Genomic DNA, 17,034 nt, shown 5'->3' with positions numbered 1-17,034 from the left:
TTGCCCGTGCCGGTACGGTATTTCTCACCCCAATTTCACCAGGGCGTTAAATAAACTGTAACCGTACCGGCACCTTCCCCTGTTAAATCAGACGCTTCCTGGTAGAACCCCGCGCGCATAGCGCTATGCTTATTGCGTGTGTAACTCTTCGTTCCAACACCTGTGTGATGTATTGCGATTGCTGACATGACTGGGTCTCCGCACCGCCGGCCTCAGACCGGCAATGCTGACTCCTGCTAACCCGGACCTCTGCGTCCGGTTTTTTTGGGCCTGTGCGCTGTTGTCCTAATCTGTTTATAAAGTGATCAATTCTCTTTCCGGCCATGCTCCCCGCGCTCTGCATCAAACTGTCCACAGGGTTCCCGGGCTGCTGTGCACCCGTATTGTGGACAACCCCCGCTTCGCTGAGTGGACGCAGAACCCCGGCGCCTCCGGCGCCGGCTGTCCACTCCGTGCGGGCGCGTTCACGACATCTGAAATGCTCTCCCGTACGCAATATAAGAACAGTCGTCATCCTGGTCCGGGCGTCACCCTTCGGGCCGCGCTGCCATGCTGCGCACCAGGCCGAAAAGGTGTCCTGGCCCGGGCCCTGCGGGTGGCTGTTGCTGACGCAGACATAAAAGGCCGGGCGCAACGGACTTAACCCGGGCTGACCCTGCAGCCGGCGGTGCCGGCGCGTGAACCGCGCCTTGAAAGGCGGGCGTTCTGCTGCGCAACGCCGTTTCGCTGCCGCTCAGCCGCCGCTGCGGCGTCATCGTGCTGATTTTCCACCACCTTCACCGTTTCAGTCCTTTCGCCGGGGCTGATACAAGCACAGTCGCCGTGGCCGTCCAGGGTGAAGTGCACGCCGTGAACATTTTTTTCCGGCCACTCCGTCAGGCCCGAAATAAATGCCCCCGTCGCCCTGGACGTCTGCCGTCACCCGCGCTGGTTTACGCCCTCGCGGCGAAGGATCTCAAACGGGTGAAGTGAATACCGGAGGAAAAAACCAGCCGATTTCCACAAAACGTCAACACCGCGGCTTCCGAAACTCAACGGGTGACGGGGGTTAAAAACCACTGCATGAGGAGAACGAACATGGCTTCACGGGGCGTTAACAAAGTGATTCTGGTCGGCAATCTGGGGCAGGACCCGGAGGTGCGATATATGCCGAACGGCGGCGCGGTGGCAAATCTCACGCTGGCCACGTCAGAGAGCTGGCGAGATAAGCAGACCGGCGAGAACAAAGAGGTTACGGAGTGGCACCGGGTGGTGTTGTTCGGAAAGCTCGCCGGGGTGGCGGGGGAATACCTGCGCAAGGGCTCTCAGGTTTACATCGAAGGCCAGCTGCGCACGCGCAAATGGCAGGGTACGGACGGTCAGGACAAATACACCACGGAAGTGGTGGTCAACACCGGCGGCACCCTGCAGATGCTGGGCGGGCGCGGAGGCGGCGCAGCTCAGGGCGCGCAGGGCGGCCAGCAGTTCAGTGGTCAGCAACCCGCTACTCCGGATCCGTCAGCGAAGGGGGACAGGGGAAGCAAAGGCGGGCACGGTGCGGCACAGCCACCGTCCCAGCAGTCCTCAACGGATAACACTCCGCCGATGGATTTTGACGACGACATACCGTTCTAGGAATGACGCGGTCCCGGAGGGGCGGGGCCGCTGCAGTAAGCAGCAGGACGGCCAGTAACAGGCCGAAAGGGTGCCCCGGCGGAGGTAGGACTCCGCCAGGGCGCGACACATCAGATATGAGGCCCCGAATATGTCAGCGATACAGTCTAAAGCAAAAAAAGCCCGTCAGGCAAGCGCACCGCCTACTATGGCCGCCTTTCCGGCGGAAGCATGAGCTGCCGCAGCAGCGAACTTGCCCGTGACGACGTCATCACGCCCGCGCGTCTGCGCGCATTCTCACCGTCGAACTTTGAGGCCTACAGCGCGCGCGGCGAACGGACTGCGAGAGCCGGGGCGAGTGGGGCGGGGTGTTCCCGGTTCACCTGCGCCTGACGCACCGCACCTGTAAACACGTAACGCTGGATATTCTCAGTCCCGGCGCGGAGTCACCGTTCTGGCACGGTCTGATATGGAGTATGCCGGACCACACGGGCCTTTACGTGCTCAATGCGGAGGGTGGCCATACGCGCGCTGCTGGCGCGGATGGAGGAGATGATTGCGGCCGGCGTTCGCCCTGCAGAGATTGCGGCCCGGCTTGGCCGCAGGGGGATGCACTGATGGCCGCCCTGCTTAGCAGTCTTGTCTGTCAAAGTGCACGTCCGCTGTGCCCCCTGGCGCGTAAGGCGCACCGGCGGGCGCAGGCGCAGGAGCGGCTGGTCAGTGAGGCCGAGGCCGACCTGCTGAACATGACGTGGGCGGGCTGCCGACGCTGACTTTACGACACGCTGACATTAAGGGGGGGGTTATGGCTTATTATCAGTGGGTTGAAAGGGAAGTGCGCGGACAGAATGTGGCGCGATCAACAGAAAAGGAAAGCGCATGATGGAGAAAAATAAAGACAGCGCGATAACCCGCGAGGAGTGCGCCTCGGTGATGGGGGCCTGTTGTCACATTGCGCTCAGCAACGGGGCAGAGGCCTTTTTTATCAACGGCTGGCTTATCAGTGATGAGCGGGATAATGGCCGCGAGGGCAGGGTGCTGGAACTGGCGCGCCGGGTCGTCGGTGCTTCGGGACAGGCTCTCAACTGCTATGCGCTGCCGGCACCGCTGGCGGGGACATGGAGCTGGGGTGAAGTGACGGGTGACATCGTCCTCAGGGCGCGACGTTGCGCGGGCCTGCAGGTTGAACCACCGGCACCTGAGCCTGAACGAACGGGATGGCTGCAGCGTGCAGCGACGTCGATACGCAGGATGTTGCAGGTCTGACGCAGTGACTGAGTCACATCTGTTCAACCACTATAGCGAGCGTTGCTCGCTATAGTGGTTTTGCCGCATCCACAACATTGTATGCCGGCCTTTTCACACTGCAGTCACACCTCTTTTATCAGGTCGGGCCCCTGATTTTCAGGACTACCTACCTTATCTGTGACCGGATGCCACTTAAAATCGCTTTCCGGCAGCGCAGCCTTCCAGGCAATCTGCCCGGCGCGCTCAGGAGAGGTGTCTGCACTCAGCCACTCCCTGACGGCGGAGGCCTCCAGTACCAGCGGTCGGCGGTCATGAATATCAACCATGCCTTTGTTGCTTGCTGACGTCACAATCACAAAGCCTTCATGACCGTGTATGTCATCGTAGGGGGCTTTGCCGATAGCCGAGAAAAACAACGGTTTATGGTGTTTCTCATAGATAAAATAAGGGTGTTTTTTATCTCCGCTTCGCTGGTCGAGTAGGGTGCCGAAGTTACCTCCGGCACCCCCTCTAAGAACCGTGCGTGAGAGTTTCCAGCTCACACGGCTCAAGTCTTATCAAACACCACTATGAAATGATGTAGCAGGTGCAGTCAGTCGCGAAGTTCTGGCTCGGGCATAATCCGCCCAATTCGTGTCATAGGGATTAAGTGCTGAGGCAACAAGTCTGTGACGGACAATTTTGATGCTTTGAGCGTTAATTAATCTCAAAGTCATAACTTGTACCGTAACAGTATCCCGATATAGACCGCTGAAAACCCAGTGCACTTTGGCTGCTTTTCCCGCACCTGAACCTTTTCCCTGCCGTGGATATTGCTTCCTCAGCAGGTGTTCCAGTCCATCCAGCGTCAGGTTTGCCAGCACGGGTGAAATGATCCCTCCCTGAGGAGTGCCTGCAATTGTTGAGTGATAAACCTGTTTTTCCATAAAGCCAGACTTTAACCATTTAACGAGAACTGTTTTGTTCATCGGAACATGGTCAATGAGCCACTGGTGGTCGATATTATCGAAACAGCCTTTAATATCACCTTCAAGAACCCATTTCGGGCTGCCTTTCCGAGCGAGATTAGCAAAGCATCTCTCGATGGCATCAGCGCAACGTCGCATGTTCCTGAATCCATAGGAGCCGCCATCTGCTGTAGTTTCCGCGACAGGATCAAGCGCCAGCAGAAATAGTGCCTGCATAGCCCGATCTTTAATCGTAGGGATGCCAAGCGGACGTCGCCTCCCATTGGCTTTTGGAATGTAGATTCTTCTGAGCGGAGCGGGCGAGTAGCCCCCGGGATTTGAGGGACAGGGCCCCTGCAAACCTTTTAGCTGGGGAGTCCCAGGTAATACCGTCAACGCCAGCGGTATTTCTGCCTTTGTTGCTGGTCACTCTGCTAGTCGCCAGAAATTTACCGCTCATCGAACGCGTCAACAGGTAACTCAGGACACGAACTTTATTCCAGCGATTTTCCTGCACTGCCTTCACGATACGCGCCTGTAGCCGACTGACATTTGCCTCAATGTTCGGCCAGTTAATGGCATCCCATTGCTGACCTTTGCCCGAGGCTGCACAAGCTTTCGCCATCATCTGCTTTTCCTCGCACGTCGTTAATCAGGTTATCTCGTGACGTAAGACCACGGAGAAGTCTGCCCACTTTCGCGTCGGGTAATATTTCAATCCGTATCCTGTTCATTACAAACAGGCATTCGCTTTTTCTCCGATCCTCTACCCACATAGCTATCACTTCACCTTGCGGTGAAGCTTCCTAAACAAGCAACTGTGTTAGTACTGGTCCGGTAAAGAACAGAGATAACTCCGCTGGGGTGGTAACCGGAAACAACCTCAGCCAGAAGTTTTATTTAATTCCGCTCCGGTTATATTTTATTCTGCCGATACTCATCTTTGATAATCAACCATACGGATATCTCTGATGAAAATTTCCACCCGCCTTTTTTCCGGCTTCGGCCTGCTTATCCTGCTTTTTATCATCTGTACAGGTATAGCACTCAGTTCACTCAGCAGGGCCAGTGATGGCATGGATGATGCCGTCAACGTCAAAATGAAGAAGTATCAGATAGCACTGGATATGCGCGGCGGGCTGCGGGATATGGCTATTGCGGCACGCAATATGGCGCTGCTGACTGACCCTCAGGCCATGAAACCCGAATGGGATCGTCTGCTGAAGCAGAAGGCGCTTTATATTGAAAACCGGGAAGCGCTGGAAATGATGATGAAAGCAGATTCCACTCCACAGGAACGCGAAATATTAAGCCACATTGTACAGGCAGAAGGTGCTGCACTTGCTGCACTTGAACAGGCTGGCCGGCTCGGGCTGGCCAACCAGGCGCAGGAGGCTACCGCTTACCTGATAAACGTCACGCGTCCTGCGCAAAGCGCCCTGCTGAATGCGCTGAACGACATGACGCAGATGCAGATGAAAAATACGCAGGCCGCCGTTGAACAGAACAGTCAGGCAACCGACCGGGCTTCCCTGACGCTGATACTGCTGGCCGCTGCATCCATTCTGGTGGCGATGGGCACCTGTGTGTTTACCATCCGCGTTCTGATGCGACAGCTGGGTGGGGAGCCTGCGCAGGCGCAGGTGCTTGCGGCTGCAATTGCGGCGGGCGATCTTACCAGTCCGGTGACACTGCGTCGTAATGACACGAGCAGCCTGCTGGCGTCGCTCGACGGCATGCAGGCAAACCTGCGCGGGCTGGTATCGCAGATTAAAGAATCTTCCGCCTCAGTTGCGCTGGCTGCTGATGAAATTTCTCAGGGTAATACTGAGCTCTCTTCGCGTACGGAACAGCAGGCTGCAGCACTGCAGGAAACGGCCGCCAGCATGGAGCAGCTGACCGCTACGGTAAAAAGCAACACCTCTGGTGCTCAGCAGACCGCCGATTCAGCCCGCGAAACGGCTTTACTTGCCCGTACGGGGGAAGCGGACGTGCAGCGCATGTCGGAAACCATGAATGCCATCTCTCTGAGCGCATCGAAGGTGCGGGATATCACCGCCGTGATCGAGAGCATTGCTTTCCAGACCAACATTCTGGCCCTTAACGCGGCGGTGGAAGCCGCGCGGGCGGGAGAAGAGGGCCGTGGCTTTGCCGTGGTGGCCGGAGAGGTCAGGACGCTCGCGCAGCGCAGCGCGACGGCCGCCCGCGATATCAAGCTGCTGATTGAACAGGCCGTGGAACAGGTTGAAAGCGGCGTAGAGGTGGCAGCAGGTACCGGCCACAGCATTCTGAAAATCGTGGGTATGGTGGGCGAGCTGGCCGAGGCCATGGATAATATTTCACTGGCGTCATCTGAACAGATGCAGGGTATATCGCAGGTCAGCATTGCCGTCAGCCAGATGGACGGTGTGACCCAGAATAACGCCGCGCTGGTTGAGGAATCCTCGTCTGCCTCACAGTCACTGTCGGAGCAGGCGCACGCGCTGCGCGGAATGGTTGAGGCCTTCAGGGTATAAGGCCTGTAAGAAGAGGACGGCTGTATTGAACCGGGATTCACTGCTGCCGTCCTCACGTGACCATACGCCGCTGAGTGGCGCAAAAGCTGTACGTCAGGCGCAAAAACAATCACTTCGAGGTCCTGAAACGTATGCATGAATAGTACCGGCGCATTACAGAAATCAAAGCGCAAACGGATGAGTTGCTTACGCAGCTGAGTGAGGGCGAGTATCGTTCTCTGGACGTGTGGGCCAATAACCTGACGCACCTGAAGCTGGCCTTTGGTTCGTTCAGCCCTTACATGAGTGACGCCGTCTTTCTGGCCTGGCTGAAACAGAATGACGCCGTGATGGTATCGGAAATAGCCATGACCGGCAGGGCGCTGATGGCCCTGCAGAACTTTTTCAGGGTAGCATCAAAAAATCTCTGAAAGGTGTGCTCAATAGCGGTGTGTGTTGTCAGCCACAGATTGCCGAATACTGTCAGCAAAAAACTACTAGCTTACAGATTGTGTGGATATCGCTCCGTGCTGAAACTATTTCAGTGATAAATCTTGTTATGAGGTCAGGGTTAACATAAATACCGTACATATCACTGTAATCGTTTACACAAAGAACCAGCTCGCATCAGAATTGTCTTACGTTTTCTTAACGATTACTGGAATAGATGATGAAAGTGAGTCGCAGAACTGCCTGGATTTCTATGCTAATTTTTTGTGTTCTGGTATGGGGGAGCATTTTCGCCGCGTTCGTTTACGGAGCACAACCTGATAAAAGAAAACCATCACAGCCCACAGATAAAAGCAGTGAAAGCATTCGTGATAAAGTAAAATCTCTCGATTTGAATGATAAACAGAGAAAGTTTCTGGAATCACTGATTGAAAATAACAGGAAAGGTTAACTGATTAAGTGGCCTGTCTTGCAAAGCCCCTGATAACTGAGCCAGCGGCATGGCATCTGTACCTGATGCGCAACTCCCTGTCTGTGGGAGATAAAACAGCACCCGACCAGTGGAATCGATTACATAACTTTTATCTCATCAACGTACATAAACGTTGAAGTGTTCCTTATTTGACGGTGAAACCAGATTTATCAGCAGGCCGATGAATTTTTACAACGGTCGCTTCAGAAGACCGACGCAACCTGAGCTGACATCCGGTTTATTAGTTCCTTTACAGGCATGACTGAACCCATGATGGTGCTAAAGCAGCATCACGCCGTTGAGGTTTCGGAAACAGCCATGACCGGCTGAGCGCTGATGGCCCCGCAAAACTTTTTCAGAGTGGCATCAAAACAGCTTTGATGACATTTATCTCAGAACCGGACTGAGTTTTTGATTCACTAAATTGTCGGGGGGGCATGAAATGATCCTTCCAGTACGTTCCGCTTTTGACCATAGCGTTCAGGATGGTCAGCAGCTTACGCATGCAGGCAACCAGCGCTACCTTTTTCGCCTTAGCGGCACCGACTGATCTGACATAAAAGGCCCTGATAGCCGGGTTAAACTGAATGGCTGTTATTACCGCCATGTAAAGTGTGCACCGCACGCCGGCCCTTCCGCCAAAAATCGTTCGCCTTCCACGCATTTTCCCTGAGTCCCGGTTAACGGGGGCAACACCGACAAGCGCGCTTATTTCCCGGCGGGTCAGGGTGCCCAGCTCCGGCAGTTCGGCCAGCAGGGTGGCGGCAGTGATGTCCGCCACGCCCTTCATGCTGGTCAGCTGGCGGGCCTGATCACGGAAATGCTGCCGCAGCTGACGATTCATCATGCGGGTCACAAGGGCGAGCTCTGCCTCAAGAGCCGTCATGATCCGGCTGATGCTTTCACGGCCATCAGGGTGGGAGGGGTAAAGCCGGTTGCGCTCCGCAACCAGCGTCTGATTCAGCTGACGCCGTCTGACCACCAGAGCAGTCAGCGCCTGTCTGGCTGCATCCGGCATAAGCCTAATGTAGCGGTTACGGTCAGGGTGGCGATCAATCACGCGCGCCAGCTGTGCCAGCGCAGCACCATCCAGGTGGTCCGTTTTCGCCAGATGTCCCATAGCCCGGGCAAAATCTCGCGCCTGCCGCGGGTTAATAATAACCACGTCAAAGCCTTCTGACTGCAGGTGTACAGCAACCTTTGCCTCGAGTCCGCCCGTGGCTTCCATCAGGATCAGCGAAACGCTTACGCCGCTGAGTTTATCGGTAATCATCTTAAAACTGGCCCCGTCATTGCTGACTGTGAAAGGAGGCATCCCATCAGTTCCTGCCACATCCAGCGTGGCCTTTGCCACGTCAATTCCCACGCACTGCAAATCCGGATGACTCATGGTGCCCCTCCTTACGATACTAATTGGGGTTCAGACAACTGTCCGGGCTAATGATGAGTGGCTCAGTCCGTGCGCACTCGCTTGTTTACGGGCTTGTACGCCCCGGAAGCTTCACCTGCTGCACGGACCTCGCCAGACCTGCAGACTCAGTTTCTATATTCCTCGGCATATAAAGAGCTATTTGGGCTTACCGTGTTCCGCATAAATGACGAGAATGGTTTAGGTTCCTCTTAAGCTACCGACGGTCACTTTGCCCATGGCGGATGAGAATGGGACATCCGCTCCGACCGCAATAGAACCCTGTCAGCATCTTTGGGCTCTTCTTGCTTGACGATAGTAAACGAGATTCGCATATGCTAACCATGCCACTCACCCTAGCTCCGACCCGCATAGATGCTCACAGGCATGCCGTCCTCTCGCGATTCTGGCACTTACCAAAAGGTAAAGGCTACATTGTCCGAGGGCTTTTGGACGGCCTGTTACCAGTCCGCCCGACCTCATAGGGTACTGCCGATGGGACGGCAGGTTCGGTAATATATATTCCGAACAATCACTTATGCGACTTCACGTCGCACCCACTCATACCATCCGTCGGCAAACACCACGGCGCGGCCGTGTGCCCATAAAGGCTTAAACATTCTGCCCGATGACGCGGTCTCCCCGCGCGCGTTGATGAGCGGCTGTTTATCCCACCACTCCGGTCCGTAACCCCAGTAAACCGGATCGAGCTTAAGTTCGCTGTCCCGTTCACTGAGCAGCAGCACGTTCGTTCCCGGTGCGACGTTGTAACGTCCTATAGGTTCCGGGTCGTGTACATAGTCGCTGCCGGCTGCGCCGAGCGCGTCAAAGTACACGTCGCGGCTCTGATACTGCGCAAATCGTCCACACATAGTTTTGTCCTCCTCTTCAGAGGATAGCGGTTTATGCATGGCCGGGTTGTCGCTGTAGGCCTGAAAAAATATATATGAGCGCCTCCCGTTTGCCAGGCTTTGTGCTTCATGATGGACAGGACGATAGCGGCTATATATCCGGTCTTCACGCAGCTGCGAAAGCGGCTGCTGACCCTAATGAAATCCGCTGACTCACGCCTCAATTATTCTGTCAGCCCTCATTCACCCAAATGCGCATCTCCCCTTCCCCACGATTTGCCCAGCTAAACCATGGGATAAAGGTCAGTGTCTGCGTCTGGTGAATGGCTGGCGACCAGTCATAGTGCCACAGTGATTGTTGCTCCGGCGCGCTGGAGGTGTGTTTGCTGCCCTCAGCCTGGATCAGCACTTTGTGCGCGAACAAGCCTTTACCTTCAAAGGTGCGGAAAGTCGACGTCTGCGGTAGCCACAGGTTATGCAACTCCTCACCGTTATCCGCCTGCTCAAGGCAATACACCAACGGCCCACGTTGCAGTGCCACTTTGCCCGCCACATGACGCACCAGCGGATTACCATAGATGCGGCGCACCGGCATCGGCAAGGTCAGTACGAGGATATCGCCCTCGACCCAGTTATGGTTGACGTGGAGATAACCTTTACGAATATCGCTGACTACCGGTACACCGTTCAGTGTGACCTGCGGCGCATCGCACCAGTCTGGCAAGCGCAGCGCCAGCGTGTGTTGCACCGGCTGCGGAGAATCAATGGTGATGGTTATCGTCTCATGCCACGGGAAGTTGCCGTTAATGCGCAGTCGCAAAGCCTGCTCGCCCACCGGAACTTCAAGGCTATTGCCGACATAGAGATTGATATATAACGCATCCTCCCGCGGCGTATAGATGTAATGACCGAGAGAAGTTAGTAAGCGGGCAATATTGGGCGGGCAGCAGGCACAACCGAACCAACGCTGACGCACGGGTTTAACATGATCATAAATATGGTTAAAGCTGAGGGTTTTCGGGTGTATCTCCAGCGGATTAACGTAAAAAAAGTGCTTGCCGTCCAGCGCCATACCGCCCAGCACGGTGTTATACAACGCCCGCTCCATCACATCGGCGTACTGGCTGTCGGCTTCCATCTCCAGCATGCGGCGGGCAAACATCATCAGCCCAATCGATGCACAACTTTCGGCATACACGCTGTCATTCGGCAAATCGTAATCGCTGCTGAACGCTTCGCCGCTGCTTTGCGAACCAATACCGCCGGTAATGTACAACTGACGCTGAGCCATGTTATGCCACAGCCGCAAACAGTCCTGACGTTTCGTTTCGTCCTGGTTGAGCCTAGCCAGATGCGCCATCCCGGTCATCAGATAGACAAACCGTACCGCATGGCCGATAGCCGTTTGTTGCTCGGCAACAGGCTGGTGGGCCTGGCTGTAGGCTTTATCCTTGACCATCCATGCCGGGCCATAGGTGTTCCAGTAAGAGGTTTTGCCTCGCTTTTCATACTCACTGTCGTAGAAATGCGGCTGCGTGCCACGCTGCTCAATGAAGTAGTTCACCAGTGTCAGGTAACGCGGTTCCTGCGTCACTTCATGCAGGCGCATTAACGCCAGTTCAATTTCCGGGTGTCCCGGATAACCGTGCAACTGTGTGTCACCTGGTCCGAACACGCTGTCAATATGATCGGCGAGTTTACACACCACCTCCAGCAACCGGCGTTTGCCGGTAGCCTGAAAGAACGCGACACCGGCCTCGATCATATGCCCGGCACAATACAGCTCGTGACATTCTGCGAGGTTGGTCCAGCGTTCGCCGGGTGCCTTAACGGTGAAATAGGTGTTGAGATAGCCATCGTCACACTGGGCGGCGGCCACCAAATCAATCACTTCATCGGCGGTGTTCTCCAGCTCAGCATCTGGCTTCTGGCACAGCGACCAGGCCACTGCCTCCAGCCATTTCGCCACATCACTGTCCTGAAACACCATGCCGTAGAACTCACCGTCCTGTAAGCCGGCCGCGATGCGGAAATTTTCAATCGCGTGACTGGGATCGGCTTCCGCAATGCGATCGTTCAGCGCATCCCACTGATAGGGGATCACTACCTCCCGCACCAGCTGCTGATACTGACCCAGAAACGGGTCGTTAATTTTTAGCTTATGCAGATCGACTTCCATTACAGACATAATGTTCTCCTTAAGACTGAACATGGCGAACACGCAGATCGCTTGCAATGCGCGCCATCAATGGATTATTAAGTTTGCAGGCAAGAATGGTGAACGCCAGCAGGAGGTGGAATAAGGCAGGCAGCAGGGTTTCCATGCTGGTTATACCCTGCAGAGATGCCGCCGTCTGATTGCCTGCGCCAGGTTGATAAGCGACGAAGATAAGCACCAGGCTGATGATCCCGGCACTGGAAGCCCAGGCAAGCTTGATGCAAAAGAGGTTAAAGGCGAAGTTCATCCCCGACGAACGCACGCCGGTTTTCCACTCGCCGTAATCATCGGCAAAGGCCATCAGTGCAAAATGCAGCGGTAACGTGAAGCCAAGGATGATGCCATTGCCGAAAATCACCGCCAACCACAGGGTTTGCCATGCCGGGCCGGTGGGCAGCAACCACATCAATACCGCCAGCGCCGCCAGCACGATGTTGGTCCAGTAGTAAAGTCTGACGGTGTCCACGCGTTTTGACAGTGGGCTGACCAGCACCGCACCAAGGATCGAAGCAAAAGTTACCATGGTAAAAAACAATGAGGTGTAAGCGGTACTGCCCTGTAATACATAGGTGATGAAATACATGTACCCGCCACCCCGGATGTTGAACACATTGATCAACAGGAATGACATCAACAGCATCATTAACAGCTGGTCGTTATTGCGTAATCCGGCCAGATGCTCACGCAGGGTAAATTTACCCATGCTGTCGAGCGAGACGCGCTCACGTACCCAGAAGAAGCAACACAGAAACATCACCACCGCCACGCTACAGAGTATCCCCACGCCGAACTGATAGCCCTGCGCGGCGTTGCCTTTGCCCAGCGTTGAGACCAGCCACGGCAAGCCGACCGAAACCAGAAAGCCCGCCATGCCGCACAACACAAAACGCCATGACTGGCAGGAGATGACTTCGCTGTGGCGGCTGGTCATGGTGTTAATCAGTGCGCAGTAAGGCACGTTAATCGCGGTGTAGCTGACAGAAAGTAAAAGATAGGTGCCGAACGCCCAGACGATTTTCATATTCATGCTGACATCGGGGACGGTAAAGGTCAGTACGCCGATGATGCCAATCGGAACCGCAATCCACAGCTGCCACGGGCGAAAGCGGCCCCAGCGGCTCTGGGTGCGGTCAGCAATGATGCCCATGACCGGATCGGATATCGCATCAAATACGCGTAATGCGATAAACAGCGTCCCGACCAGAGCGGGTGTCAGGCCGAATACATCGGTATAGAAGAATGTCAGGAAATTCATGATCAGGCAGGTGATCACGGTGCCACCGGCATCACCCAATCCGTAACCGATTTTCTCACGCAGGGAGAGTGCATCGCTCGTGGCCTGCTGCATCAGTTCGGTATGGTTAATCGGGGTAGAAGTCATTGCAAACTCCTCATCAGGTCAAAGTCCATTCCCCGCATCTGGGCGGGCTTATCAGTGGGTACGGACTTATTTTGACTGGAAAGCTACGTGCAACAAGGGCAGGGAATGGTATAAAAAGCGTGTAATTCCGACCTGATTCGCAAAGTGTGAACTGGATCGAGCACTTATGTAATTAATTGATAATAATCAATCACTAAATGGATTTTCTATCGTTATACAAGCGGAAAAGTGAATATATATGCTCGAGTTATCCATAGCATTTCCGATTCAGGTACAGAACGGCGGATTATTTATTTCACGTGGGGTGGGAAGCCATCCGGCGCGCACCCTGACCTCGTGGGAAGTGATTTTTGTCGAACGTGGCCAGCTGCAAATCCGCGAAGATGATCGCCTGTTCTCGGTGCAGGCGGGCGAGAGCTTGCTGCTGCGCCCCGGCTACTGCCATGTGGGTGAAGGCGCGTTTCCTGCTGACCTCAAGTTCTACTGGCTGCATTTTGACTGGTTGAAAGGTGTGGGTGAAAACGTCTTACATCCCGCGCACCTCGACATACCTCAGTACACGCGCGTCAGCGATCCCCAATACGTCATTTCACTGTTTCGCCAGTTTCTCAGTGAGCAGGAAAATATTCACCGCAGCATCGCGCTGGAATGTATTTTGCTGCTGATCCTGCAACAAATCGCCGCTCCCGGTCCGCAGGAAAGCGCCAGTGACAGCCCCGGTCTGGCGCTGGCATGGAAAGCCCATCAGATTATCCGTACCCAATTTCACATGCCGATTTCCACCTCGTCACTGGCAAAAGAACTTCACTGCAACGCCGACTATCTCGGGCGTGTTTACCGACGCGCTTTTCGTCTGACACTCACGGAAGCCCTCCACCGCCAGCGCGTACTAATGGCAGAGAAGCTGCTTATCTCCAATTCGTTGTCATTAACAGAAGTGGGGCAACAGTGCGGGTTCAACGACACCAGCTATTTTCGCCAGGTCTTTCGTAAACATACCGGTCTGACACCAGCAGGCTGGAAACGCCGCTATTGCAAAGAACATATCAACTCTTAAGCGCATATGAACCGACGAAAAAATGGATAATGTTATCAGGGTTATTTCTTGGGACTTAAGGAACTCCGAAGGGCCGCTGAGAACGAAAAGCAGACCCATTGCCTGCTTAGATGAGCCTCTTGAGTGAAAAGGAAAAGGTGCTTTTAATTGTAGATTGATCGATCTACAATTAATTCTCATTCTTGGGAGGATTATATGAAAGCATCTGTTGGCAGACCCAGAGAATTTGAACCTGAGATTTTTCTGAATACGGCGCTGGAATGCTTCTGGCAGAGAGGATACCGGGCAACATCAATGTCAGACCTCATGAAAGCATCTGGTCTCGCAAGCGCCAGTATTTATAAGCTCTACCCTGATAAACGCGCAATCTATCTCGCGGCGTTACAACAATATATGGATGAAGGTGTTTCGAGGGGAGAAGAGCGCGGTGCGAAATTGTCTCCAGAAAATGCATTGCGCGAAACGCTGGAATTCGTGGCCCTTTTATCATCTTCACCTGATGGAGAAAAAGGGTGTTTTACCATTGCCGCAGCCAGTGAACTGCTCCCGGGTGATACAGAGATAAGAAACAAGGTTAATATTAAATTCAATTCAATAATCAATCAGTTAGAAAGTATATTATGCAAAGGTCAGACGCAGCAGCTGTTTCGGTGCGATGAAAGTCCACGAACAATGGCCATGAGCATTTTTATGATGCTGGAAGGGATGCGAGTCTACGGAAAAATTCAACCAGACATTGACGATCTTAAGAGGTGTAACGAATTCATTGTAAGATCGGTGCTCTCAAACAGAAATGTTGATGGGAAAGACCTCTCCAGAGGGGCATAAACATGACGGAAGTGGGCACAATTGTTAGGCGTCGAAAAAGAAGGAAAACAATGGTTGTGCTCGAATGTGAAAATGGCATGGCTTTATGTGGCTTGGTCGATAACGGCAAGTTTTTCAAAAGACGCTTTCCATTTTCTCAGTTGAAAATATGTGTACCTTACTCAAACTTTTGGCCTCTCACTTGAAGCGCTGAAATGCCCCCTTTTCGTTACCTGAGGCTGACTGTCGCTCCCTGTAGCAGGCTGGTATAGGTGCAGCTAAGAAGACCGCTGTGAGCGAACAGCGGAAGCTCGCAATTGAGTCACCAAAGGTATTAATAGCATACTATGTGTTAATTAGCGGACAGCGAGCGATACCATGTCGTTATATAAAGCTCTTTACCTGACAGTTCGGTCGCCATTTATTGGCGACCGATTGGTACATCAAACCACCCTTAATTACTTGCTCAGCACTTGTCCAACATCTATTCGATTTCCATCCGGATCAGCGAAAATAAACGCCCGAATACCGTAATCTTTATCTTGTATACGTTTGATAATTTTGGCACCAATATGCTGACATTGGGAATAAAGTGCATTTGCGTCATCTACAAGAAGGTGTGCTACAGGAAAGGAAGGCGCTTTGTGCTGTGGCTGGAGAGTCAAATGTAGCTCGGCATCTTCACGCTTTAAAATCATGAAGCCCACAGGGTCTCCATTTGCAAAAACATCCTTGAAATTCAGTCCATTGACGTAGAACTCACTGGATAGCTTGATGTTTTTTACTGGTATTACGGCTGCGATACGACCAAATTTAACTGAATGCTGCATGATCAACCTCATGGTTGTTAATCAATAGCATAGCGATGGGCGGTGCCGTGGCTAAGCGACTGGGCGGTGCCAGATGATTGATAAATATATGATATTTTCTTCATAAATGAAATTCAAACTTTTAAATGAAGTGGCAAGTACTCATCCGCTAACTTTCTCTGATGATATTGACGTCCGTTTCTGGCACAGGCTGTGTGAAAACTGTTTTGGTCGCTTAATCTGTGTAAAACAGGGTTGAAAACAGCGCTCATACGTAAAATTTGGCTCAGCTAACCTGTCGATTAATTCCAAATTTTGCGCAGATGCGCGCACTTCAGTTTTAGGTCAGAGTTTTCACACAGCCTGGGCACGATGCGGTCACTCACAAAAAGGTTTGGGGCTGCTTTTAGCTGAAAGGTCAGACAGCCCTGATTTCATCACTGTCTGACTGAGAGTCACCAAATGTAAAAGGAATCAGTTCAAACCGGTCTGAGGCTGGTTTTCAGTCCAGTCGAACTCAAGTTGCCTGGCAGTTCTTTCGGCGAGCTCTCTCCCATGTAAACGTTCAACCAGGTGTAGGCTCATGTCAATGCCTGCTGAAATACCTGCTGATGAAACGATATTTCCTTCATCAACCCACCGCAAGCGCTCTGCGACTGAGATACGGGGAAACATTGCACGTAAGTCAGAAATATCTTCCCAGTGTGTTGTCGCTGATTTCCCGTCAAGCATTCCAGTTTTGGCAAGCAGGAAAGCACCAGTACATACGGAAGCGATAATCTTTACTTCTTTTGATTGCTCATCAATCCACTGAATAACATTGTTTTTTAGTAGTTCATCACTAACCACTCCCCCTGCTATAACCAGGCAGTCGAGTTGTGGGTGGCCGGATAAAGCGTAATCTGGTTTCACACTGAGCCCGGCTCTTGCAAGTACAGAATTTAAAGATTCGGCTACTGTAAAAACATTGAATAAAGGGTTTTCTCCGCCGTGTACTCGGGAGGCACAGGTAAACACCTCATAAGGGCCACAAAAATCGAGCACTTCGACATTGTCAAAGATATAAATACCTATATTCACAGTCATATGCATTAAATCCTTATAGTATGTTAATTTGTAAGCTAAATTGGATTTTTTTAGTTTTTCCAAAAAACTAAATTAGTATACTTAGTGGAAAATGACCTGCCCCCAGAATTAGATACAACCTTCAGTTAGTAATGTCGGTTGGTTTTTCTTCATATTTCCCGTTTCGCCAGCCCGCTGCAAATTCAGCCGGCGTCAGGTAATTCAGTGATGAA

13 protein-coding genes and 3 pseudogenes are annotated in these 17,034 nt (G+C 53.1%); 7 read left to right on the top strand and 9 right to left on the bottom strand.

Translation table 11 applies throughout. The features are described from left to right. Positions 1-1,077: 1,077 nt before the first annotated feature. The 3 genes and pseudogenes from CBW22_RS13795 (at position 1,078) to CBW22_RS13790 (ending at position 2,859) form a co-directional block, all read left to right on the top strand. A complete protein-coding gene (locus tag CBW22_RS13795; protein WP_088516972.1) occupies positions 1,078-1,614 on the top strand; it encodes a single-stranded DNA-binding protein in 537 nt (178 codons plus the stop codon). A gap of 323 nt (positions 1,615-1,937) precedes the next feature. Continuing rightward, positions 1,938-2,366 (top strand): annotated as a pseudogene (locus tag CBW22_RS26970) (conjugation system SOS inhibitor PsiB family protein); the annotation flags it as partial. A gap of 106 nt (positions 2,367-2,472) precedes the next feature. Beyond that, positions 2,473-2,859, top strand: coding sequence for a hypothetical protein (locus CBW22_RS13790; RefSeq protein WP_088516971.1), 387 nt, complete (start codon positions 2,473-2,475; stop codon positions 2,857-2,859). Positions 2,860-2,963: 104 nt separating this feature from the next. Here the strand turns inward: CBW22_RS13790 and CBW22_RS13785 are convergent, their stop codons facing one another. The 3 genes from CBW22_RS13785 to CBW22_RS27050 are packed head-to-tail and all read right to left on the bottom strand — an operon-like array spanning position 2,964 to position 4,416. After that, complete coding sequence (locus CBW22_RS13785) at positions 2,964-3,383, bottom strand: SOS response-associated peptidase family protein (RefSeq protein ID WP_369597197.1); 420 nt, start codon at positions 3,381-3,383, stop codon at positions 2,964-2,966. A gap of 15 nt (positions 3,384-3,398) precedes the next feature. Further along, positions 3,399-4,025, bottom strand: coding sequence for a reverse transcriptase/maturase family protein (locus CBW22_RS27055; protein WP_254919507.1), 627 nt, complete (start codon positions 4,023-4,025; stop codon positions 3,399-3,401). A gap of 10 nt (positions 4,026-4,035) precedes the next feature. Beyond that, complete coding sequence (locus tag CBW22_RS27050; RefSeq protein ID WP_254919506.1) at positions 4,036-4,416, bottom strand: reverse transcriptase N-terminal domain-containing protein; 381 nt, start codon at positions 4,414-4,416, stop codon at positions 4,036-4,038. 343 nt (positions 4,417-4,759) lie between these two features. Between CBW22_RS27050 and CBW22_RS13775 the strand changes: the two genes are divergently transcribed. Together CBW22_RS13775 and CBW22_RS13770 are read left to right on the top strand one after the other, a co-directional pair. Beyond that, positions 4,760-6,304 (top strand): methyl-accepting chemotaxis protein, encoded by a 1,545-nt coding sequence (locus tag CBW22_RS13775; RefSeq protein ID WP_088516969.1) that lies wholly within the window; start codon positions 4,760-4,762, stop codon positions 6,302-6,304. Positions 6,305-6,486: 182 nt separating this feature from the next. Beyond that, positions 6,487-6,714 (top strand): hypothetical protein, encoded by a 228-nt coding sequence (locus tag CBW22_RS13770; RefSeq protein WP_088516968.1) that lies wholly within the window; start codon positions 6,487-6,489, stop codon positions 6,712-6,714. A gap of 930 nt (positions 6,715-7,644) precedes the next feature. On the opposite strand, the pseudogene CBW22_RS13760 reads toward CBW22_RS13770, so the two are convergent. From CBW22_RS13760 to CBW22_RS13745, 4 genes and pseudogenes are all read right to left on the bottom strand, one after another. Continuing rightward, a pseudogene (locus tag CBW22_RS13760) lies at positions 7,645-8,595 on the bottom strand (IS110 family transposase); the annotation flags it as partial. A gap of 569 nt (positions 8,596-9,164) precedes the next feature. Further along, positions 9,165-9,485 (bottom strand): annotated as a pseudogene (locus CBW22_RS13755) (SOS response-associated peptidase family protein); the annotation flags it as partial. Between the two features lie 211 nt (positions 9,486-9,696). Beyond that, positions 9,697-11,652, bottom strand: coding sequence for a glycoside hydrolase family 127 protein (locus tag CBW22_RS13750; RefSeq protein WP_088516965.1), 1,956 nt, complete (start codon positions 11,650-11,652; stop codon positions 9,697-9,699). Between the two features lie 10 nt (positions 11,653-11,662). Beyond that, positions 11,663-13,063, bottom strand: a complete 1,401-nt coding sequence (locus CBW22_RS13745; RefSeq protein WP_088516964.1) for an MFS transporter — start codon at positions 13,061-13,063, stop codon at positions 11,663-11,665. Positions 13,064-13,301: 238 nt separating this feature from the next. On the opposite strand from CBW22_RS13745, the gene CBW22_RS13740 reads away from it, so the two are divergent. Together CBW22_RS13740 and CBW22_RS13735 are read left to right on the top strand one after the other, a co-directional pair. Beyond that, positions 13,302-14,120, top strand: coding sequence for a helix-turn-helix domain-containing protein (locus CBW22_RS13740; protein ID WP_088516963.1), 819 nt, complete (start codon positions 13,302-13,304; stop codon positions 14,118-14,120). 195 nt (positions 14,121-14,315) lie between these two features. Beyond that, positions 14,316-14,948 carry a TetR/AcrR family transcriptional regulator gene (locus CBW22_RS13735; protein ID WP_088516962.1) on the top strand — a complete coding sequence of 211 codons (633 nt, stop codon included), beginning with the start codon at positions 14,316-14,318 and terminating at the stop codon, positions 14,946-14,948. Positions 14,949-15,385: 437 nt separating this feature from the next. Here CBW22_RS13735 and CBW22_RS13725 read toward each other — a convergent pair whose 3' ends face one another. After that, complete coding sequence (locus CBW22_RS13725; protein ID WP_088516960.1) at positions 15,386-15,757, bottom strand: VOC family protein; 372 nt, start codon at positions 15,755-15,757, stop codon at positions 15,386-15,388. A 453-nt stretch (positions 15,758-16,210) separates the two neighbouring features. After that, positions 16,211-16,822, bottom strand: a complete 612-nt coding sequence (locus CBW22_RS13720; RefSeq protein WP_088516959.1) for a DJ-1/PfpI family protein — start codon at positions 16,820-16,822, stop codon at positions 16,211-16,213. Positions 16,823-17,034: the final 212 nt, after the last annotated feature.

The sequence above is a fragment of the Pantoea sp. VS1 genome (assembly GCF_002207995.1).
Classification (GTDB): domain Bacteria; phylum Pseudomonadota; class Gammaproteobacteria; order Enterobacterales; family Enterobacteriaceae; genus Pantoea; species Pantoea dispersa.
This window is presented reverse-complemented; position numbering and strand designations above follow the sequence as displayed.

Excerpts from the sequence above, each read along its gene's own strand:
- CBW22_RS27050 (WP_254919506.1), bottom strand. The coding sequence starts at position 4,416 with ATGATGGCGAAAGCTTGTGCAGCCTCGGGCAAAGGTCAGCAATGGGAT.
- CBW22_RS13790 (WP_088516971.1), top strand. The coding sequence starts at position 2,473 with ATGATGGAGAAAAATAAAGACAGCGCGATAACCCGCGAGGAGTGCGCC.
- CBW22_RS27055 (WP_254919507.1), bottom strand. The coding sequence starts at position 4,025 with ATGCAGGCACTATTTCTGCTGGCGCTTGATCCTGTCGCGGAAACTACA.
- CBW22_RS13740 (WP_088516963.1), top strand. The coding sequence starts at position 13,302 with ATGCTCGAGTTATCCATAGCATTTCCGATTCAGGTACAGAACGGCGGA.
- CBW22_RS13745 (WP_088516964.1), bottom strand. The coding sequence starts at position 13,063 with ATGACTTCTACCCCGATTAACCATACCGAACTGATGCAGCAGGCCACG.
- CBW22_RS13775 (WP_088516969.1), top strand. The coding sequence starts at position 4,760 with ATGAAAATTTCCACCCGCCTTTTTTCCGGCTTCGGCCTGCTTATCCTG.
- CBW22_RS13720 (WP_088516959.1), bottom strand. The coding sequence starts at position 16,822 with ATGACTGTGAATATAGGTATTTATATCTTTGACAATGTCGAAGTGCTC.
- CBW22_RS13725 (WP_088516960.1), bottom strand. The coding sequence starts at position 15,757 with ATGCAGCATTCAGTTAAATTTGGTCGTATCGCAGCCGTAATACCAGTA.
- CBW22_RS13735 (WP_088516962.1), top strand. The coding sequence starts at position 14,316 with ATGAAAGCATCTGTTGGCAGACCCAGAGAATTTGAACCTGAGATTTTT.
- CBW22_RS13750 (WP_088516965.1), bottom strand. The coding sequence starts at position 11,652 with ATGTCTGTAATGGAAGTCGATCTGCATAAGCTAAAAATTAACGACCCG.
- CBW22_RS13795 (WP_088516972.1), top strand. The coding sequence starts at position 1,078 with ATGGCTTCACGGGGCGTTAACAAAGTGATTCTGGTCGGCAATCTGGGG.